This window comes from Caballeronia sordidicola, assembly GCF_000729995.1.
GTDB lineage: Bacteria > Pseudomonadota > Gammaproteobacteria > Burkholderiales > Burkholderiaceae > Caballeronia > Caballeronia sordidicola_A.
Genome location: NZ_JNFG01000019.1, coordinates 39740 through 59575, shown reverse-complemented (window position 1 = coordinate 59575; position 19836 = coordinate 39740). Strand labels below are relative to the sequence as shown.

The following is a 19836-nucleotide window of genomic DNA, read 5'->3' as shown; positions in this document are numbered from 1 at the left end:
CCTCGTTGATTTAGTTAGCAGTACGGGAATGATGACTCGATACAAACTGCTGGAAACGTTCCGAGCAACGGCCGTTGAACAGGTCGTCTGGAGCGCCCTGCGCGTCGACTTGTCCCTGGTGCAGGAACATCACGCGATTCGATACATGCCGCGCGAAACCCATCTCGTGCGTGACGACCAGCATGGTCCGGCCTTCCTCGGCAAGCGCGCGCATCACGCGCAATACTTCACCAACCAGTTCCGGGTCGAGCGCGGACGTGGGTTCATCGAAGAGCATGACCTTGGGGTGCATGGCCAAAGCACGCGCGATAGCTACACGCTGTTGCTGACCGCCCGAGAGATGCGCGGGGTACGCATCGCGCTTCTCGTAGAGACCCACCTTCGTCAGCAACTGCTCGGCCTCTTCAACACACTCCGCACGCGTGCGTTTCTGCACGCGCAGCGGTCCTTCGATCACGTTTTGCATCACCGTCATGTGCGACCAGAGATTGAAACTCTGGAACACCATGCCGAGCTGCGAACGAATCCGGTCGACCTGTTTGCGGTTGCCCGGCTGCAGGCGTCCATCGCGGCCACGCTTCATTTCGATCGCTTCGCCCGCGAGTTTCACTTCGCCGTCATCGGGCGTTTCCAGCATGTTGATACAGCGCAGGAAGGTGCTTTTGCCGGACCCGCTCGCGCCGAGGATGGAGATCACATCGCCTTCGTGCGCGTCGAGGGAAATGCCCTTGAGCACGTGCGCGTCGCCGAAGGACTTATGGATGTTGGTCGCGGACAGCGCAATGGAGGTGCTTGTGTTCATGAGGTTTTCTCCCTTGGATTCAGGAATCGATGTGCTGGCTGTCGGGGACGGTCGCCGCTTTGAGCGTGGCCTGTGAAGACTTCTTCGGTGCAGTCGCGTTGCGATCCCGCAGGTGCGGCGAGAGCTTCTTTTCGAGCATGCCCAGCGCCCGCACGATGATGAAATTCAGCACGAGGTAGATAGCGGCCGCGCAGATGAAAACCTCCATCGTCCGGTAGGTCCGCTGGATGATCTGCTGCGCGACGCCTGTCACGTCCCATACCGTGACAAGACTGGCCAGCGCCGTCGACTTGACGAGCAGCACGGCTTCGGTCGAGTACGCCGGCAGTGCGTAACGCAGCGTGATCGGCGCGATGATCCGACGCAACACGGTCCATCGCGACATGCCGACCGCGAGCGCCGCTTCAATCTGTCCGTGCGGTACCGACTGCAAACCGCCACGAATGATCTCGGCGGTATATCCGGCCGTGCACAACGCGAGCGAGACAATCGCACACACATACGGCACGCGCAGCAGCGGCCAAAGGAAGCTCTCGCGCACGGCCGGGAACTGGCCCAGGCCGTAGTACACAAGGAACATCTGGATCAGCAGCGGAGAGCCGCGAAACACCAGGATGTAGCCACGCGCGAAACGGTTGAGCGCCCAGTTCGGGCTCACCCGCATCGCGACAATGACAAGAGAAAGCAGGCCGCCCACGATCAGCGAGGCGAAGAACAGCCCGAGCGTGGTGGGGACGGCGGCTAACAGTTTCGACAACGTATCGCCGAGAAATTCGAAATCGATATTCATGGTCGGATTCGCTTGGGGAACTTACTAGTGGCTCAGTGACTCAGTGGCGCGCGAGCGTGCCGCGAAATGATCGGCCGATACGTGCTTCGGCGCGGTCGAAGACGCGGTTCGACAGGCTCGTGAGGATCAGGTACAGCGCCCCACCGACCATATAAAACGTGAAGTATTGATGAGTCGATCCGGCGGCGACCTGGCTCGTACGCATCAGTTCGGCGAGTCCCGTCACTGCGATCAACGCTGAGTCCTTGAGACTCAATTGCCAGACGTTGCCGATACCCGGCAACGCAAAACGGATGACTTGCGGAATCAGCACGCGCCGCCATAACGTTGCCGTCGGCATGCCGATGGCCCGCGCCGCCTCGATCTCGCCACGCGACACCGCGAGCACAGCCGAGCGATACACCTCAGCTTGATACGATCCGGAAATCAGGCCGATGGCGAGTGCGCCGACCACGAAAGGCGGCACGCCGATGAACCCGTCGGCACCAAAAAAGTGACCGACGGCGGTCATCACCGACGAGCCGCCGAAGTAAAAGAGATAGATGATCAGCAGCTCGGGAATGCCGCGAAAGAGCGTGGTGTAGGCATCGCCGATAATTCTTAGCGTGCGGCTGCGCGACAGTTTCGCGGCGGCGACCATTGCGCCAAATACTGCACCTACTGCGAGCGCGGCGATCGTCAGCACCACGGTCATGAGCAGCGCAATCAGCAAGGTGGCGCCCCATCCTTGCTCGCCGAAGCCGAGTAGTTGAACCAGACTCATCTTTTATCTCCAACGGTGACACATCGTCGAGCGCACCCGCTTAGAGGCGTGCGCTCGCCAGAGCTTCTTGAACTTCTTGAATCAGCAACGCATCAAGGCGTGGCGTCGACCTTCAGCCACTTCAGCGAGAGACGCTTGACGGTGCCGTCGGCGAGTGCCGCCTGGATGCCCTGGTCGAATTTCGCCTTCAGGTCCTTGTCGGACTGACGAAATGCCAGCGCTTCGCCGGGACCCCAGACCGTTCCTGCAATCTTCGGACCGGTGAACGCGAGGCCCTTGTTCTCCGGCTTGGTGAATGCCGACGCCCAATAGGTGCTGTCGTCGAAAGCGACGTCGATGCGGCCTGCCACCAGATCGAGGTCATGCTCCGGCGCAGTCTTGTATTCGCGGATGGTCGCGACGTCCTTGAAGTTCGTATCGATGAACTTGGTGTAGACCGTGCCCGACTGGATGCCGATGGTCTTACCCTTCAGCGAAACGCGCAGTGCGTCGACGGTGGCTTTGTCGTGGGCGGCGTCGCCGGTCAGCTTGACGATCTGGCCTGCGCCGGGTTGCTTCGCGAGCGTGGCGGGGCTTTGATCGGCGGACACGAAAGCGGCGGGCGTCGATGCGTACGGTGTCGAGAAAGCGATGATTTTCTCGCGTTCCGGCGTGACCGAGATGGCGTCCATGAGCACGTCGAACTTGCCTGCTTGCAGGCCGGCGATCATGCCGTCCCAGTCTTGCGTAACAAGGTTGCACTGGATCTTGATGCGGGCGCAGACGTTCTCGATCAACTCCGGCTCGAAACCGCCGAGCTTGCCACCGGGAAGCGTCAGGTTCCACGGTTCGTACGCGCCTTCAGTGGCGATCGTGACGGATTTCCAGTCTTTAGCCTGGGCGCTGGCAGCGCCGAGAGCGATTACACCAACGGCCACCGATGCAGCCAGCCGGGCGAGCAATTTCATTTTGCCTGTCATTGTTGAGCCACTCTTCCACGAAGGTTGTTGGACCAAGTGGCGAATGCCAACTTGTATATACAAGCATGGAGTGAACAAAAAGGACTGGCAACGTTTTTTTCGCCTAAGCAGGGGAAGTTAGGGAAAATACTGATTAGCTTGATGGATAAGGCTTACGGAGGCTTTACTGTGGTGCAGGCGGGGGATTTGACGAGCGGTCGTTCGTTTTTTTATAACGTTTAATGAAGTTGTCTAGACACGACGGCGGGGATTAGAAGTTTGGGTGGTTGCTGCCCAGTCGCTGGTGGCCTGGGTCAGTGGCGGGGTCGGGTTGATGCTTTCAGTGTCCGCGGTCCGCCGGTTTCCGCTAAAACGAGAAAACCGGCTCAGCCAGACCACCTAGTTTGAAAGCAGCGCCCCTTGGCCCCTACTCGAGCCGCATCGAATAATCGGTGGCCCGCACATCCTTGGTCAGCGCGCCGATGGAAATCCGGTCCACGCCCGTCTCGGCAATCGTCTTCACGGTATCGAAGTTCACGCCGCCCGACACTTCCAGCACCGCCCGGCCTGCAGTTAGCCGTACGGCATCGCGCATGGCGTCGAAGGCGAAATTATCGAGCAGGATCGATTCCGCCCGATGCGCCAGCGCCGTTTCAAGCTGCTCGAGCGTCTCCACTTCAATCTGGATCGGCACGCCAGCGTTCAACGCAAGCGCCGCGTCCATAGCCGCGCCCACGCCACCCGCCGCAGCAATATGGTTTTCCTTGATCAGAATGCCGTCGTAAAGCGCCAGCCGCTGGTTCGCGCCGCCGCCCACCCGCACCGCGTACTTCTGCGCCAGACGCAAGCCCGGCAAGGTCTTGCGCGTGTCCAGAATCCGCGCCCGCGTCCCTTCGATCGCATCCACATAACGGCGCGTCGCAGTCGCCACTCCCGACAACATCTGCAGGAAATTCAACCCGTTACGCTCTGCGGTCAACAGCGCGCGCGCGGGGCCATGCAGCATTACCACGGGCGTATTGGCGATCATCCGCGCCCCTTCGCGATACAGCCATTCAATGCGAATCGATTCGTCCACCCGGCGCATCACCGCCTCGAACCATGGAACGCCGCACAACACCGCCTCTTCGCGAACCGTGATACGCGCAGTACGACGCGCGGTGGCAGGCACGAGAAGCCCGGTCCGGTCGCCGTCGCCGATGTCTTCCGCCAGCGCATCGGTGACGTTGCGCTGAAGCGCCTGATCGAATGCCTCCCCGTACAAGGCCCGGATTTCTTCAAACAAGGGAGAAACCAACTGACTTGCCGCCATCGACTCCTTCGCCACGTTCTCCACCTTCGCCACCATTACGCCGCTCCTACGTTTGAAAACAACGAAACATCCTTCGCGAGGTCCCCGCTCGCCTGGACGCGCTTCTTGTGGCGGGCAGCGAAATCGAGCATGCGGTCAATCGGCAACCGCGCGCGCGCCGCGATCTGTGCATCGACGAAAATTTCGTTGTGGCCGCGCTCCAGCACCGCCGCCAGATTCGCCAGCCCGTTCATTGCCATCCACGGGCAATGCGCGCAGCTCTTGCAGGTCGCGCTGTTCCCGGCCGTCGGCGCTTCAATGAACTCCTTGCCCGGCGCCGCTAGCCGCATTTTGTGCAAGATCCCGAGATCCGTCGCGACAATAAACCGCTTCGCATCAAGTCGCACCGCCGCGTCGATCAACTGCGTCGTGGAACCGACCACGTCGGCCAATGCGACCACCGCTTCCGGCGACTCCGGATGAACGAGGATCTTTGCATCGGGATACTCGGCGCGCAGCAGATCGAGTTCGATGCCTTTGAATTCATCGTGGACGAGACACGAGCCTTGCCACGACAACATGTCGGCACCGGTTTTCTTCTGGATGTAACCGCCGAGATGCCTGTCAGGCGCCCAGAGGATCTTTTCACCGCGTGCGTGCAGATCCGCAACGATCTCCAGCCCGATCGACGATGTCACCATCCAGTCCGCCCGCGCTTTCACCGCAGCGCTCGTATTCGCGTAGACCACGACCGTGCGGTCGGGATGGGTATCGCAGAAAGCGGAGAACTCGTCGGCGGGGCAACCCAGGTCGAGGGAACAGGTGGCGTCGAGATCGGGCATCAACACGCGCTTTTCCGGGCTCAGGATTTTCGCCGTCTCCCCCATGAAACGAACGCCGGCCACGATCAGCGTCTGTGCCGCGTGATCGCGCCCGAAACGCGCCATTTCGAGCGAATCCGCCACGCAGCCGCCGGTTTCATCGGCGAGCTCCTGCAATTCGGCATCGACATAATAATGCGCGACCAACACCGCTTTCTCACGCACGAGCAACGCTCGGATGCGCTCCTTCAACTCGCGCTTTTCCTCGCCCGACGGGGCGTCCGGCACTTTCGCCCACGCCTGGCCGATGCCGCATGTCAGTCCCTGCGGCCGGTCGTATTCGACGCTCTTAATCGCATGCTCCATCGCTTCCTCGTCTCCAGTCTCGTACATGCGTCGTGAAATACGTCGTGAATACTGCGTCCCAAAACGCAAAAACCCCGCCAGAGCGGGGTCTTGTGACGTCATCAAATTTTAACGGATATCGATGACGTAGGTCTGCGGTGTGAAACTGTCAGGCGTAGCGTCGCAGGCGTGACGCAAAGTCCTGCAGCGCCTTGATCCCGCTTTGCTCCGCCCGATGACACCAGTCCTGCAGTTGCGCGAGCAGTTGTTCACGCGACGCGTTGGAGCGGTCCCACATGGCCGACAAGTCCTCGCGCAATTCAATAAACGTGCGCAGCTTGTGGTTGTCGGAGAAAAGCGCCGGCAACTGCTGGCGTTGCGGTTCGTCCAGACCCGCCTCTTCCTTATGCGCCCACTTGCGGGCACCGCGCATCAGTTGGTACTTGTCGGCGGAACCGCCTTCTTTCAGCTTCGACAATTCCTGGCGATACGCACGCTTGAGCGTCTTCCCATAACGCGCCATCACTTCGTAGCGGTTCGACAGCACGGCTTGCAGCGTGTCGTGATCGAGCACCGGCTTGGACGCCGACAGACGCGGCGTGGGCGCGATCTTCTTGACCTTGGCCAGCTTGAACGCCGACATGATGCGGATATACATCCAGCCGATGTCGAATTCGTACCACTTGTTCGACAGCTTCGCCGACGTGGCGTACGTATGGTGATTGTTGTGCAGTTCTTCGCCGCCGATCAGGATGCCGAGCGGGAAGATGTTCGTGCTGGCGTCAGCGGAATTGAAGTTCCGGTAACCCCACCAGTGCGCGAGTCCGTTGACCACGCCGGCTGCCCAGAACGGAATCCAGATCATCTGCACGGCCCACACCGTCAGCCCGACCAGGCCGAACAGCGCAACGTCGATGACCATCATGATGCTGATGCCGAGAATGGGGTAGCGCGTGTAGACGTTGCGTTCCATCCAGTCGTTCGGCGTACCGTGACCGAACTTGCGCATGGTTTCTTCGTTCTTGGCTTCCGAACGATAAAGTTCAGCGCCTTGAAGCAAGACTTTCCAGATGCCGCGCGTTTGCGGGCTGTGCGGATCTTCTTCGGTCTCGCACTTGGCGTGATGCTTGCGATGGATTGCCGCCCATTGTCCGGTCAACATGCCGGTGGTGGCCCAAAGCCAGAAGCGGAAAAAGTGGCTGACGACCGGGTGCAACTCCAGCGCGCGGTGCGCCTGGCAACGATGCAAATAGACGGTCACGCCGATGATCGTGATGTGCGTCATCACGAGAGTGAACACCAAGATCTGCCACCACGAAAGGTTGAGCAATCCGTTGGCGAGAAATTCAAGCGATGAATTCAGCAAGGCAATTTACCTGAAAGGCGGAAAAAATAGCCGAACGAAAACAGGATCGACGGCTGTTGTGTGCATGTAAGGAATATGCACTTGGTTCGACGGCATTTTACTTCATGCGTTCCAAGTCTTTGTGTCTATTAGGGAAAATTTTGATTTCGCGCAGGGTCAGCAGGAAATTTGACCGCGAAATCGCGCTGTTGTTTAGTGCGGTAAACACGAATTTCCCGCTTTTGAAAGCTTTGGCCGAGGATCGCTTCCGATTCCGCCGGCCAAAGCGAGCAAATATTGCTTATTCCTCTGCGGGTTCTTCAACTGCGGCTTCTTTTGCAGCAACGGGCAACCGTTCGAGCACGGCGGCGAAGAAACCGTCCGTGCCGTGCTTGTGCGGCCAAAGTTGCAGATAGTCGCCTGTGTCCAGATCGATGCGCTGTTCAGCCAGCACCTCGCGCGCCGGAACCAGCTTGAACCCCGGATGCGTCGCCAGGAACTGGTTGACCACGCCCTCGTTTTCCGCTTCCAGCATGCTGCATGTTGCGTAGACGAGACGGCCGCCCACCTTCACGAGCCGTGCGGCGCTGGTCAGGATGGACAGTTGCTTGGGCGTCAGTTCCGCCACCGATTCCGGCGACTGGCGCCATTTCAGGTCCGGATTGCGGCGCAGGGTGCCGAGACCGGAACACGGAGCATCGACGAGAACCCGGTCGATCTTGCCGGCCAGGCGCTTGATCTTGGCATCGTGTTCGCTGTCGATCAGCACCGGATTGACATTCGACAATCCGCTGCGAGCCAGGCGGGGCTTGAGTTTGGCCAAACGGCGGTCTGACACGTCGAAGGCGTAGAGACGACCCGTCGAACGCATCATTGCGCCGAGCGCCAGCGTCTTGCCGCCCGCGCCCGCGCAGAAATCGACGATCATCTCGCCGCGCCGGGGCGCAACCAGCGAGCACAAAAGCTGGCTGCCTTCGTCCTGCACCTCGATCCAACCGTCCTGGAACGGCTGCAAGCGCGTCAACGCCGGCTTGCCGTCCACGCGCACGCCAAACGGAGCAAACGGCATTTCGCCTGCATCGATACCGGCTTCGGTCAGCGTCTTGATCACCAGTTCACGCGTGGCCTTGATCGGGTTCGCGCGCAGATCGAGCGGCGCCGGGTAGTTCAGCGCGGCCGCGAGCAAGGCGAGCTCTTCAGTATCGAAGCGCTTCGTCATGGCGTCGTAGATCCACTGCGGCAAATTGGTCCGCACCCGCACCGGCAAGCTGCCCGGATCGATCTTCGATACCTGGTTGAGCCACTGGTATTCATCGGCGGAAATGAACGGCTTGACCGCCGATAACCCCGCGGTCTGCATCAGGCCCAGCAAGGCAAGACGCCGCGCGAGGTTGCCGCTGCCGCTTTCGGCGAGATGCGAAAACTCCATCTTGCGGCGCAGGACGGCAAACACCGCTTCGGCGATAACCCCGCGCTCGTTGTGGCCGAGCTTCGGATGCGCGCGGAAAAAGCGGCTGGTGGCCGCGTCGGCTGGGCCGCTGAAGCGCAAAACGTCAGCCAGCAACGTTTCTGTTTGTCCTATCAAAAATCCATGAAGCCTCATACGCCCTCCCCGGCAATGTCGGCAAAGAGCCATTGCGGCTCTGGTGGCGTGAGCACGACACGCTCGCCGTCGATGGCAAGACGCCCTTCGACGAACCAGCGCACCGCGCGTGGGTAAATAATGTGTTCAACTGCAAGCACCCGCGAAGCGAGCGCTGCGGCGTCGTCGTCGGCCAAGACCGGTACCGCCGCCTGCGCGACGATAGGACCATGATCCAGCGTCGGCGTGACAAAATGGACGCTTGCGCCGTGCACGCGCACGCCGGCATCGAGTGCTTGCTGGTGGGTTTTGAGCCCTGGAAAGCACGGCAGCAGCGACGGATGAATGTTGATCATGCGGCCTGCGTAGCGTTCTACGAAGGCATCAGTCAGTACGCGCATGAAGCCCGCGAGCATGACCAGATCTGGCTCGAAGCCGTCGATTACGCGTGCAAGCGCCTGATCAAAGGCGTCGCGCGTGGTGAAATCCCGGTGATCTATAACAGTCGCCGGAATGCCGTTTTCCGCCGCGAACGCAAGCCCGGCGGCGTCCGGCCGATTCGATATGACAGCGGCCACCCGCGCCGGCCAGCCGTCGCGCGCGCAAGCCCGCACGACGGTTTCCATATTGGTTCCCCGCCCGGAAATCAGGATGACGATTTTTTTCATCCGCGGATTTTATCATTCGATGCTGTCAAAACCCGGCGAATCCGCCCGGCCCGCAGTGGGCTCAGCCTCCGTCCCGTGCTGTGAGCGTTTATAATCGAACGCTTTGCGGCGTTGCCAGCCTCGCGCTGCATCGGCCCTGCATGACTGTATACAAGCCAGTGCATTAGCCCTTTCAACCGCCAACCGCCGACCCAACCGATATCGTGAGAGTCTTTCGCGGCCTACCCAATGCCGAAAGCCGTGCGCCCTGTGCGCTGACCATCGGCAATTTCGACGGTGTCCACCGTGGCCATCAGGCGCTGCTCGCCCATGTGCGCGCTGCAGCGGACGCCCGCGGACTGCCGGTCTGCGTGATGACCTTCGAGCCGCATCCCCGCGAATTCTTCAACCCCGCCGGCGCGCCGCCCCGTATCGCCATGCTGCGCGACAAGCTCGAAGCGCTGCGCACGAACGGCGTGGATCGCGTCGTGGTCGAACACTTCAATCGCACCTTTGCCAGCCAGCCGCCGGATACGTTCGTCGAAAACGTGATCGTGAACGGCCTGCACGCGCGCTGGGTGATGATCGGCGACGACTTCCGCTACGGCGCGAAACGCGCCGGGGATTTCGAATCGCTGCAAGGTGCCGGACGCAAGCACGGCTTCGAAGTCGAACAAATGGCAACCGTCGCGGATCTGAACGGCGCGCGCATCTCAAGTTCTGGCGTGCGGGCATCGCTGGTAGCAGGCGATCTCGACGCCGCTCGTCTTGCACTCGGCCGCCCTTATGTCATCAGTGGGCACGTGGTCCATGGGCAAAAGCTCGGCCGCGATCTCGGCTTTCCCACGCTCAACATGCCGATCGCCCACAAGCGGCCGGCGCTCGCAGGCATCTTCGTCGTGCGCGTGCATGGACTCGGACCCGAGCCGCTGCCCGCCGTGGCGAGTCTCGGACTGCGCCCGACTGTGGACGATTCCGGCCGCGTGCTGCTTGAAACCTTCGTGCTCGACTGGCATGGCGACGCGTACGGCAAGCTCGTGCGCATCGAATTCCTGAAAAAGCTGCGCGACGAGGAAAAATACGTGGACCTCGAAACCCTGACGGCAGCCATCGCGCGTGACGTGACCAACGCGCGCGCCTATTTCGCTTCAGACGTGAACTCAAGTGGCCGCGACAGCGGTTTCGCCACCTCGGCCACCGACCGAATTAGGTGAGCGCGTGGCGCCGGGTGCTTGAAGTTTCCGATCAAGCTCCCGACGCGCTGCCCGCTGCCTCGCCAAGCACACACCTTCGAGCCCGTTCCCGAGCTTGCCTGCCCGGAACCGCCGCCTCATCGAACACATATCGAGTTATCCATGAGCAACAAGAAAGAAGCCAAGCCCCAGTCGAAATATCCGGTCAATCTGCTGGATACGCCGTTCCCCATGCGGGGTGACTTGCCCAAGCGCGAGCCGCAATGGGTCAAGGAATGGCAGGACAACAAGATCTACGAGAAGATCCGCGCCGCCAGCAAGGGCCGCAAGAAGTTCATCCTGCACGATGGCCCGCCGTATGCGAACGGCGACATCCATCTCGGCCACGCGGTGAACAAGATCCTGAAAGACATGATCGTGAAGGCACGCAATCTGGCGGGCTTCGATGCGGTCTATGTCCCCGGCTGGGATTGCCACGGCATGCCGATCGAAATCCAGATTGAGAAGCAGTTCGGCAAGTCGCTGCCGGCACGTGAGGTGATGGAAAAAGCGCGCACCTACGCGAGCGCCCAGATCGAAAAGCAGAAGCTCGGCTTCCGGCGCCTTGGTGTGCTCGGCGATTGGGACAATCCATACAAGACGATGAATTTCACCAACGAAGCGGGCGAAATCCGCGCGTTGGGGAAGATCCTCGAGAAGGGTTATGTGTATCGCGGGCTGAAGCCGGTGAACTGGTGTTTCGACTGCGGTTCGGCGTTGGCTGAAGCCGAAGTCGAGTATCAGGACAAGGTCGATCCGACCATCGACGTGCTGTTCACTTTCGCCGATCCGGAAAAGACCGCGCAGGCGTTTGGCTTGCCTGCGTTGCCGAAGCAAGAAGGCGGCATCGTGATCTGGACGACGACTCCGTGGACCATCCCCGCGAACCAGGCGCTCAATGTGCACCCGGAGATTGTCTATAGCCTCGTCGATACGGAAAAAGGCCTGCTGATCCTGGCCGAAGATCGCGTGGAAGAATGCCTGAAGCAGTACGAGCTCACGGGGTCGACCATCGCGACCACGACGGGCGAGAAGTTGAGCGGCCTGCGCTTTCATCATCCGCTGAGCGCGGCGCACCCCGGCTATAAGCGCACGGCGCCCGTGTATCTCGGCGACTACGTGACGACCGAAAGCGGCACGGGGATCGTGCATTCATCGCCGGCGTATGGCGTGGAAGACTTCGTGTCATGCAAGGCGCATGGCATGACCGACTCGGACATCATCAACCCGGTCATGGGCGATGGACGGTATATCGAGTCGTTGCCGTTGTTCGGCGGACTTTCCATCTGGGAAGCGAATGACCAGATCGTGGAAGCGCTGCGCGGTGCGAAGTCCCTGCTGAAAACCGAGAAGTACACGCACAGCTACATGCATTGCTGGCGCCACAAGACGCCGATCATCTATCGCGCGACGTCGCAGTGGTTCGCCGGCATGGACGTGAAACCCAACGATACGTCGCGCACACTGCGTGAGACGGCGCTGGAAGGGATCGAGAACACGGCGTTCTTCCCGGCCTGGGGCAAACAGCGGCTGTACAGCATGATCGCGAACCGGCCGGACTGGACGCTGTCGCGGCAACGCCAATGGGGCGTGCCGATGGCGTTCTTCGTCCACAAGGAAACCGGCGAACTGCATCCGCGTACGCTGGAATTGCTTGAAGAAGTGGCCAAGCGTGTGGAAGTGAGCGGCATCGAAGCGTGGCAAACGCTCGATCCGGCCGAACTGCTCGGCGATGAAGCCAATATGTATGAGAAGAATCGCGACACGCTCGATGTGTGGTTCGATTCCGGCACGACGCATTGGCACGTGCTGCGCGGCTCGCACAAGGATTCGCTGGAGTTTCCTGCTGACTTGTACCTGGAAGGCTCGGACCAGCATCGCGGATGGTTTCATTCGTCGTTGCTGACCGCCTCCATGCTCGATGGCCGCCCGCCGTATAACGCGCTGCTCACGCACGGCTTCACCGTCGATGGCGAAGGCCGCAAGATGTCGAAGTCGCTCGGTAACGGTGTCGACCCGCATGAAGTGTCGAACCGGCTGGGCGCGGAAATCATCCGCCTGTGGATTGCATCGACGGATTATTCGGGCGAACTCGCGATCTCCGAAGAGATCCTGAAGCGTGTGACGGAGACGTATCGGCGGATTCGCAATACGTTGCGTTTCCTCTTGTCCAATCTCTCCGATTTCGACTTCGAGAAGAACGCGCGCCCGGTGGAAGACTGGCTCGAGATCGATAAATACGCCGTCGCCCTCGCGCAAAACCTGCAAGACGATGTGCTCGCGCATTACGAGAAGTTCGAGTTCCATCCGGTTGTATCGAAGCTGGCTACGTTCTGCTCGGAAGACCTCGGCGGTTTCTATCTGGACGTGCTGAAGGACCGGCTCTACACCATGACGCCCGATTCGCGCGAACGCCGCGCGGCGCAGACGGTGCTGCATCACATCGCGCATGGTTTGCTGCGGCTGGTCGCGCCGTATCTGTCGTTCACGGCGGAAGAGGCGTACAAGGTGCTGCAACCCGGCCGTGACACCATTTTCACCGAGGTGTATCACAGCTATCCGCAAGTGCCCGAAGCCGGTGAACTGCTCGACAAGTGGACGTTGATCCGCTCGGCTCGCAGCGACGTCACGAAGGCGATGGAAGAAGCGCGGACGGCCAATCTGATCGGCTCGTCGTTGCAGGCCGAAGTGGATGTACGGGCGAGCGGCGCGCGGTACAACGCACTGACCAGCCTTGGCGATGACCTCAGCTTCGTGCTGATCACATCGGCGGCGCGGGTGGTGAAGGTAGCGAGCGAGGCGGAAGAAGGCGTCGACGTGTTGGCATCGACGTATCTGAAATGCGAGCGCTGCTGGCACTATTGCGACGACGTGGGGGCATCGGCGGAACATCGCGGATTGTGCGGCCGCTGCATCACCAATCTCTTCGGCAACGGCGAATCGCGGAGCGCAGCATAATGGCAAGAACCATGTCGAAACAAAATCAAAGCAGTGGTTCACTCGCGCCGTGGCTGGGCGTGGCGTTGATTGTGATTCTCTTCGACCAGTTGTCGAAGATCGCGGTCGCGCGCGTGTTCACGTATGGCGAACCCCACGCGCTTACGCCTTTCTTCAACCTGTTCCTGATCTACAACCGCGGCGCGGCGTTCAGCTTTCTCGCCACCGCCGGCGGCTGGCAGCGTTGGGGATTCACGGCGCTTGGCGTGGTCGCGGCTATCGTGATCTGCTACTTGCTGAAAAGGCATGGCACGCAGCGATTGTTCTGCACGGCGCTGGCGCTGATCATGGGCGGCGCGATCGGCAACGTGATCGACCGGATTGCGTATGGCCACGTGATCGACTTCTTGGACTTCCACGTCAACACGTGGCACTGGCCGGCGTTTAATCTCGCCGACAGCGCGATCACCATCGGCGCCGTGCTGCTCGTATTCGACGAGTTGCGGCGCGTGCGCGGAGCGAAGTAACCCGCTTGAAGGAGGCATCGTTGGACACGGCAGAACTCGCAGGAAAGCATCTCGTACTTGGGCTGTCAGGCGGTATTGCGTGCTACAAGATCGCCGAACTCACGCGTCTGCTGGTGAAAGCCGGCGCGACCGTGCAGATCGTGATGACCGACGCCGCCACGCAATTCATCACGCCCGTCACCATGCAGGCGCTGTCCGGCCGTCCCGTGTACACGTCGCAATGGGACGCGCGGATTGCGAACAACATGGCGCATATCGATTTGTCGCGTGAAGCCGATGCAATCGTGATTGCGCCGGCGTCGACTGACTTTATCGCCAAGCTCGCGCATGGCAATTGCGACGACCTGCTCTCAACGCTGTGCGTCGCGCGCGATTGCCCGCTGCTCGTCGTGCCCGCGATGAACCGCCAGATGTGGCAGAACGCGGCGACACAACGCAATGTCACGCAACTGCGCGGCGATGGCGTGCAGGTGCTTGGGCCCGATTCCGGCGCGCAAGCGTGCGGCGAAGTGGGCGATGGCCGGATGCTGGAACCATCGGCAACATTTGAAGCGATCTGCGCCTTTTTCCAGCCGAAGATTTTGCAGGGACATCGCGTATTGATTACGGCCGGTCCGACCTTCGAACCGCTCGATCCCGTGCGCGGCATTACCAATCGATCATCCGGCAAGATGGGCTTCGCGCTTGCGCGCGCGGCGGCTCAGGCGGGTGCGGATGTGCATCTCGTGGCCGGGCCAGTTGCGCTGGAAACGCCTTGGGGTGTGGTTCGCGAAGATGTGCAAACTGCGCAGCAAATGCACGACGCCGTGATGCACGCGACGCCGGATGCGGACATTTTTATCGCGGTGGCGGCCGTCGCGGATTGGCGCGTCGATCATCTGAGCGAGCACAAGATCAAAAAGACCGCCGGTCAGCCGATGCCCACCTTCACATTCGTCGAAAACCCGGACATTCTCGCGAGCGTCGCGCGTTTGCCGAACCCGCCGTATTGCGTGGGTTTCGCGGCGGAAAGCGGCGATCTCGAAGTGCATGGCGAAGAGAAACGCGCACGGAAGAACGTGCCGCTGCTGATCGGCAATCTCGGCCCGCTGACGTTTGGCCTCGACGACAACGAAGTCGTGCTGTTCGAGGCGTCGGGTATCACGCGTCTGCCTCGCGCCGATAAAAAGCTCCTGGCGAAGTTGCTGATTGGCGAGATTGCGAAGCGGGCCCCGCGCGGCGGTTCGCTGCTGTCTTAGCCTGCTGGCTTAGCCCATTGCCATTGCCATTGCTGCTGCCAAGACCATGACGACGAAACTCTCCGTACTCGATCAAACGCCGGTCATTCACGGCCATAGCACCGCCGACGCAATCGCCGCCACGCTGGATCTCGCGCGCCTGGCTGACGACCTCGGCTACACGCGATACTGGTGCGCCGAGCATCACGGGTTGCGCGGGGTATCGAATCCGTGCCCTGAGGTTTTGCTCGCGCGTATTGGCAGTATTACGCAGCGGATCCGGATCGGCTCGGGCGGCGTCATGCTGCCCTACTACAGCTCGTTCAAGGTCGCCGAGCAATTCCTGATGCTCGAAGCGCTGTTCCCGAATCGCGTGGACCTGGGCGTCGGGCGTGCACCCGGCGGCGATATGCGCACCGCGCAGGCGGTTGCGGCAGGTGACTACAATCGCGGCGATATTTTCCCGCAACAAGTGGGCGAACTCGTTGGCCTGTTCGACGGCACGCTGCCAGAGGATCACCTCGCGCATGGCGTGTTGCTGCAGCCTGAAATCGCGACGCGTCCCGAGTTGTGGATGCTCGGCTCCAGCGATTTCGGTGGCCTGCTAGCGGCGCAGCTCGGCATTCGTTTCGCGTTCGCGCATTTTATTAACGCGCAATATGGACACGCGGTGGCGGAGGCGTATCGCGAGCGGTTTGTATCGCGGAACGGCTCGCAGCCGTATCTCGCTGCCGCCGTATTCGTGATTTGCGCCGATACCGAAGCGGAAGCCGCCGCACTGGAACGCGCGGTTGACTTACGCCGCGTGCAGATGGCGTACGGGCTGAACATGCCGATTCCATCGATTGCGCAAGGTGCGGGCCAAGCATTCGGCGAACGCGAACTGAGCGTGATTGCCCGGGAAAAGAATCGCAGCATCATTGGCACGCCGGAACGCGTGACCGAACAATTGCATGAACTCCAACAACGTTTCGACGCCGACGAACTGATCGTGTTGACCGTTGCGGGAAGCTACCCTGCGCGCATGCGCTCGTATGAACTGCTGGCCGAAGCTTTCGAACTCAACAAACAGACCTCATGAAACTCGACATCAAGATCCTCGATGCGCGCATGCGCGACTATCTGCCTGCCTACGCCACGACAGGAAGCGCCGGACTCGACCTGCGTGCGTGCCTGGACGAAGCCATTACGCTTGAACCCGGCCAGACAGTGCTGGTGCCCACGGGTTTGGCGATTCATATCGAAGATCCGGGGTATGCTGCGGTGATTCTTCCGCGTTCAGGTTTGGGTCATAAGCACGGCGTGGTGCTCGGGAATCTGGTCGGGTTGATCGACTCGGATTACCAAGGCCAACTGATGATCTCGACGTGGAATCGCGGCGCGACCGCGTTCACGCTGAACCCGCTGGAACGTCTCGCGCAAATGGTGATCGTGCCGGTGGTGCAGGCAACGTTTAATATTGTCGATGAGTTCCCAGACAGCGACCGGGGAGCGGGAGGATTTGGAAGTACTGGACGGGGTTGATTTCATCGGTTGGGCCACGACTGAACTGCAGCATATGCCTGCTTTTCGATTGCATGTAATCGCGAAAACTGGATAACACACAGCGCAACGCGGTTTGGATCCAAGCTGGCCCGCTAACCCTTCGTGCGAGGGTTAGCGCCTCAATTACATGAAGTAGTGCCAAGCGTATTCCCGCCACTTGGATTAAGACGAGTATTAAGCCTTGCTTCGCACTTCGGATGCGCCATTCACTTCGACCGCTTAACCACCAGCTTAGCTTCACTTCTACGACTTCGTAACATTGCGCTTCAACGTGGAACCCATAAGAATCGCACCGTATTAACTAAAACGACGCAACTCGGGAGCAAAACGTTGCACTTTTATTCGATCAAATCAGACAAGATAAAAAAATATGGTCTAGTCAATCGGGGCAGCATAGAATTTGTGAGAGATATGCAAATTCGTAGAGCCAGCGGACAACGCGATGAATACTAGTTAGATACGTTTCAGAAATAATTCGCCAATCGGGCGAATATGGTACGTGAAAGCCAACACCAGGCGCTCTACGAAGAAACGCTGAAAGAGATTAATTCAACGAAGCGGGAACAGTCCCTCCGACAACGAAGTAACAGTAAGCTCGGTGATGGGATGACGTGAACGAAACATATTTGTTAATAAAGTTCCCTCCGGCAGCGAGCTGACAAGCCGCAGCGTCGGGCACCATGCTTTGTGAGGTAGCGCTTCTCATGTTGAAAATTGGTCCGTCAATCGTTTTTTGCCTGCTTCAAGTAACAGTTGGAGCATCAGTTTCACTTGGCGCAACTACGCCCTGCACTATCGGAGGCGCAGTAAATTTTGCGCCTGCAGTCGCCGATAACCTGTTTCCCCGCGACGCTCCCATAGGCAAGGAAAGCCCGCCTTATTCCACAATTGTGGAGATCGACTGTATTGCGGATACCGTAGCTGTGAAGCTCAGTTTTTACGTAAGAGCGCCCGATGGCGTTAATGTGCCAGGATCCACATATAATTTCCAAACGAACGTCCCGAACGTTGCTGTTCGATACGATATTGAAAATGGGCCATCAACGAGTTGCAGTCCCTATTCGGAAGGTTGGCCGTCCCACGTGAAGCAGGTTAATCGAACGATTAACTGCACACTCACGGCTTCCGCTCAGCCGAAGACCCAAATATTCAATCTGAAAATGAGTGCTTATTTCTTGAAAACCGGTAACGGCACAACCGGCAATCTAACGACCATCGCGCCAGTCGTCATTAATGAATATACTCCAGACGTTAGTGCTACCGCTAACGTATTTTCCGGGGCGCGACCGGCAAATTCTCCATATCCGCATGCACCGTCACAACAACGTCAATAGCGGTGACCATGCCGAAGACCTACACCTATCGGTTACCGAACGTCGGGTCAACTGACGGCGAAACCAGTTTGAACATTGGCCTGAATTGCGATCCGGGCGTGAAGGTGTACACCACACTCACCGACGTAAGCACACCAACGAATCAGACGACGATCTTGTCCCTCAGCCCTGACTCAACGGCCCAAGGAATTGGTTACCAGATTCTGTTCGGCGGAACCCCGGTCACCTTCGGTCCAGATTCAGCGGTAGTCGCAAATACCGGACAGTTCATGACGACACCTGCGCAAACAACGGGCGGCCCACTTACCGTTCCGCTAACCGCGCGATACATCCGCACTGGCAAGATCAACAGCGGATCGGCAAATGCCAAAGCCACCTTCACCATGTCGTATCAGTAGCCACGCGTCCACAACACGTACTGGACGAGCAATCTAAAGCCTACCGGCATGCCGCAGCGTAGTCGCGCACAACGGATCTCACCCGGTCCATGACCAACGCCAGAGGTTCGTTGCGCAACTCGCCGCGCCGCACCGCCCAATACTGCTCGGGCAAGAACTGGCTGAGCAGATTCTCCGGAATCTTCAGAGCGCTCAGGTTGTCGAGTAGCGTTTGCGCAGCCGCGCCGATTTCCGCATCGGCCCAGTAATAACGCACGCGGTCGCTATAGCTGTAAGTGCGCAACACGCGTTGCTGCTCAGCATCGCCGTGATAATACTTTTCCCAATAGCCAGGTTTGCTCAGCATCACGCGCTCGACTACTTCGCGTAGATTCGATCGTTTATGCGCACCGATCAATTCTGTTTCGATATCTGCCAATGCGTACAACGCCTCGCGCAATGCGAACGTCACGCCCGGGCCAACCTTGAGAATGCGAAAGCCATCGCGGACTAAAGCGCTTAGCGCCTCGGGCGTTTGATAATCGGTGGAATGTGCTTCGAAGACCATGCCATGCAGATCATCCAGCGCACTCTTCAACGACTCGGCGCGCGCCGGCACGTAGTCGATCACCTTCGTATGATCAAACTCCACACCCGGTTGCACGACCAACGCGATCACACGCGGCCACGTGTCCTGCACGCCGTGTTCCTGCCACGCCTTCTTATGAACCAGAGCCGTTTCAATCGCTGCCTCACGGGAGGTGGGCTCGACCACATCAAGCTCTTCCGCCGCACCGCCCGGCACCGGTACTTCAGTGCCGATCACATAGACCGGGCTCACGCTCAAACTGGCGCGCTTCACCGCTGCCTCGGCTACCGCACACAAGCGTGCAGCCCTCGCCGCCACCACCGCATCCGACAAGCGCTCGGGGTCATCGGCGCACGACATGCTCGTATCGAGGTGAATCTTCGTGAATCCCGCCGATGCATACGCGTCAATCAACGCATCGGCGCGTTGCATGGCTTCTTCGGAGGGAAGATCTCGCCACGCGTTCGGCCCGAGATGATCGCCGCCAAGAATCAGGTGCTCGTGCGGGAAGCCAACGCGCTCGGCAATAGAACGAACGAAGTCCACAAAATCAGCCGGCTTCATGCCCGTATAACCGCCGTATTGATCGACCTGATTCGATGTCGATTCGATCAGCAGTGGCGTCTCGTCTTCCAGCGCCTGCCGCATGGCCGCTTCCAGCACCCACGGATGCGCGGAGCAAATCGAATAGATGCCGGCCAACCACGCCGACGCCGGATGTGCATTGCTCAAACGCGAGACGATCGAGTTCATG

18 protein-coding genes are annotated in these 19836 nt (G+C 59.8%); 8 read left to right on the top strand and 10 right to left on the bottom strand.

Annotation, left to right across the window (positions count from 1 at the left end; genetic code table 11):
- Positions 1-10: 10 nt before the first annotated feature.
- From FH08_RS0118970 to purN, 9 genes are all read right to left on the bottom strand, one after another.
- A complete protein-coding gene (locus FH08_RS0118970; protein ID WP_031359853.1) occupies positions 11-802 on the bottom strand; it encodes an ABC transporter ATP-binding protein in 792 nt (263 codons plus the stop codon).
- A 19-nt stretch (positions 803-821) separates the two neighbouring features.
- Positions 822-1592 carry an ABC transporter permease gene (locus FH08_RS0118965; protein WP_031359852.1) on the bottom strand — a complete coding sequence of 257 codons (771 nt, stop codon included), beginning with the start codon at positions 1590-1592 and terminating at the stop codon, positions 822-824.
- Between the two features lie 40 nt (positions 1593-1632).
- Positions 1633-2355, bottom strand: a complete 723-nt coding sequence (locus FH08_RS0118960; RefSeq protein ID WP_031359851.1) for an ABC transporter permease — start codon at positions 2353-2355, stop codon at positions 1633-1635.
- Between the two features lie 92 nt (positions 2356-2447).
- Positions 2448-3314, bottom strand: coding sequence for a transporter substrate-binding domain-containing protein (locus FH08_RS0118955; RefSeq protein ID WP_031359850.1), 867 nt, complete (start codon positions 3312-3314; stop codon positions 2448-2450).
- Positions 3315-3720: 406 nt separating this feature from the next.
- Positions 3721-4605, bottom strand: a complete 885-nt coding sequence (nadC, locus tag FH08_RS0118945; RefSeq protein ID WP_031359848.1) for a carboxylating nicotinate-nucleotide diphosphorylase — start codon at positions 4603-4605, stop codon at positions 3721-3723.
- A 35-nt stretch (positions 4606-4640) separates the two neighbouring features.
- On the bottom strand, positions 4641-5771 hold the full coding sequence (nadA, locus tag FH08_RS0118940) for a quinolinate synthase NadA (protein ID WP_031359847.1): 1131 nt from the start codon (positions 5769-5771) through the stop codon (positions 4641-4643).
- A 148-nt stretch (positions 5772-5919) separates the two neighbouring features.
- Positions 5920-7116, bottom strand: a complete 1197-nt coding sequence (locus tag FH08_RS0118935) for an acyl-CoA desaturase (protein WP_031359846.1) — start codon at positions 7114-7116, stop codon at positions 5920-5922.
- 280 nt (positions 7117-7396) lie between these two features.
- Positions 7397-8698: an RsmB/NOP family class I SAM-dependent RNA methyltransferase gene (locus tag FH08_RS0118930; RefSeq protein ID WP_031359845.1), complete on the bottom strand. Its 1302-nt coding sequence runs from the start codon at positions 8696-8698 to the stop codon at positions 7397-7399.
- Positions 8695-9345, bottom strand: a complete 651-nt coding sequence (gene purN, locus FH08_RS0118925; protein WP_031359844.1) for a phosphoribosylglycinamide formyltransferase — start codon at positions 9343-9345, stop codon at positions 8695-8697. Before purN ends, FH08_RS0118930 begins: the two co-directional genes overlap by 4 nt.
- Before the next feature lie 203 nt (positions 9346-9548).
- On the opposite strand from purN, the gene FH08_RS0118920 reads away from it, so the two are divergent.
- From FH08_RS0118920 to FH08_RS0118890, 8 genes are all read left to right on the top strand, one after another.
- Positions 9549-10538: a bifunctional riboflavin kinase/FAD synthetase gene (locus FH08_RS0118920; protein WP_031359843.1), complete on the top strand. Its 990-nt coding sequence runs from the start codon at positions 9549-9551 to the stop codon at positions 10536-10538.
- Between the two features lie 141 nt (positions 10539-10679).
- Positions 10680-13514 (top strand): isoleucine--tRNA ligase, encoded by a 2835-nt coding sequence (ileS, locus tag FH08_RS0118915; RefSeq protein ID WP_031359842.1) that lies wholly within the window; start codon positions 10680-10682, stop codon positions 13512-13514.
- Positions 13514-14020, top strand: coding sequence for a signal peptidase II (lspA, locus tag FH08_RS0118910; protein WP_031359841.1), 507 nt, complete (start codon positions 13514-13516; stop codon positions 14018-14020). The genes ileS and lspA overlap by 1 nt, the downstream gene beginning before the upstream one ends.
- Before the next feature lie 20 nt (positions 14021-14040).
- On the top strand, positions 14041-15258 hold the full coding sequence (gene coaBC, locus FH08_RS0118905) for a bifunctional phosphopantothenoylcysteine decarboxylase/phosphopantothenate--cysteine ligase CoaBC (protein WP_031359840.1): 1218 nt from the start codon (positions 14041-14043) through the stop codon (positions 15256-15258).
- Between the two features lie 46 nt (positions 15259-15304).
- Positions 15305-16318, top strand: a complete 1014-nt coding sequence (locus FH08_RS0118900) for an LLM class flavin-dependent oxidoreductase (RefSeq protein ID WP_031359839.1) — start codon at positions 15305-15307, stop codon at positions 16316-16318.
- Positions 16315-16761, top strand: a complete 447-nt coding sequence (gene dut, locus FH08_RS0118895; protein WP_031359838.1) for a dUTP diphosphatase — start codon at positions 16315-16317, stop codon at positions 16759-16761. Before FH08_RS0118900 ends, dut begins: the two co-directional genes overlap by 4 nt.
- Positions 16762-17486: 725 nt before the next feature.
- Positions 17487-18116 (top strand): hypothetical protein, encoded by a 630-nt coding sequence (locus FH08_RS51925; protein WP_152602867.1) that lies wholly within the window; start codon positions 17487-17489, stop codon positions 18114-18116.
- Positions 18117-18124: 8 nt separating this feature from the next.
- The gene (locus FH08_RS0118890; protein WP_051888365.1) at positions 18125-18514 is read left to right on the top strand and encodes a fimbrial protein; all 390 of its coding nucleotides are present in this window, start codon (positions 18125-18127) and stop codon (positions 18512-18514) included.
- Positions 18515-18554: 40 nt separating this feature from the next.
- Here the strand turns inward: FH08_RS0118890 and FH08_RS0118885 are convergent, their stop codons facing one another.
- Complete coding sequence (locus tag FH08_RS0118885) at positions 18555-19835, bottom strand: D-tagatose-bisphosphate aldolase, class II, non-catalytic subunit (RefSeq protein WP_031359836.1); 1281 nt, start codon at positions 19833-19835, stop codon at positions 18555-18557.
- Between the last annotated feature and the right edge of the window lies 1 nt (position 19836).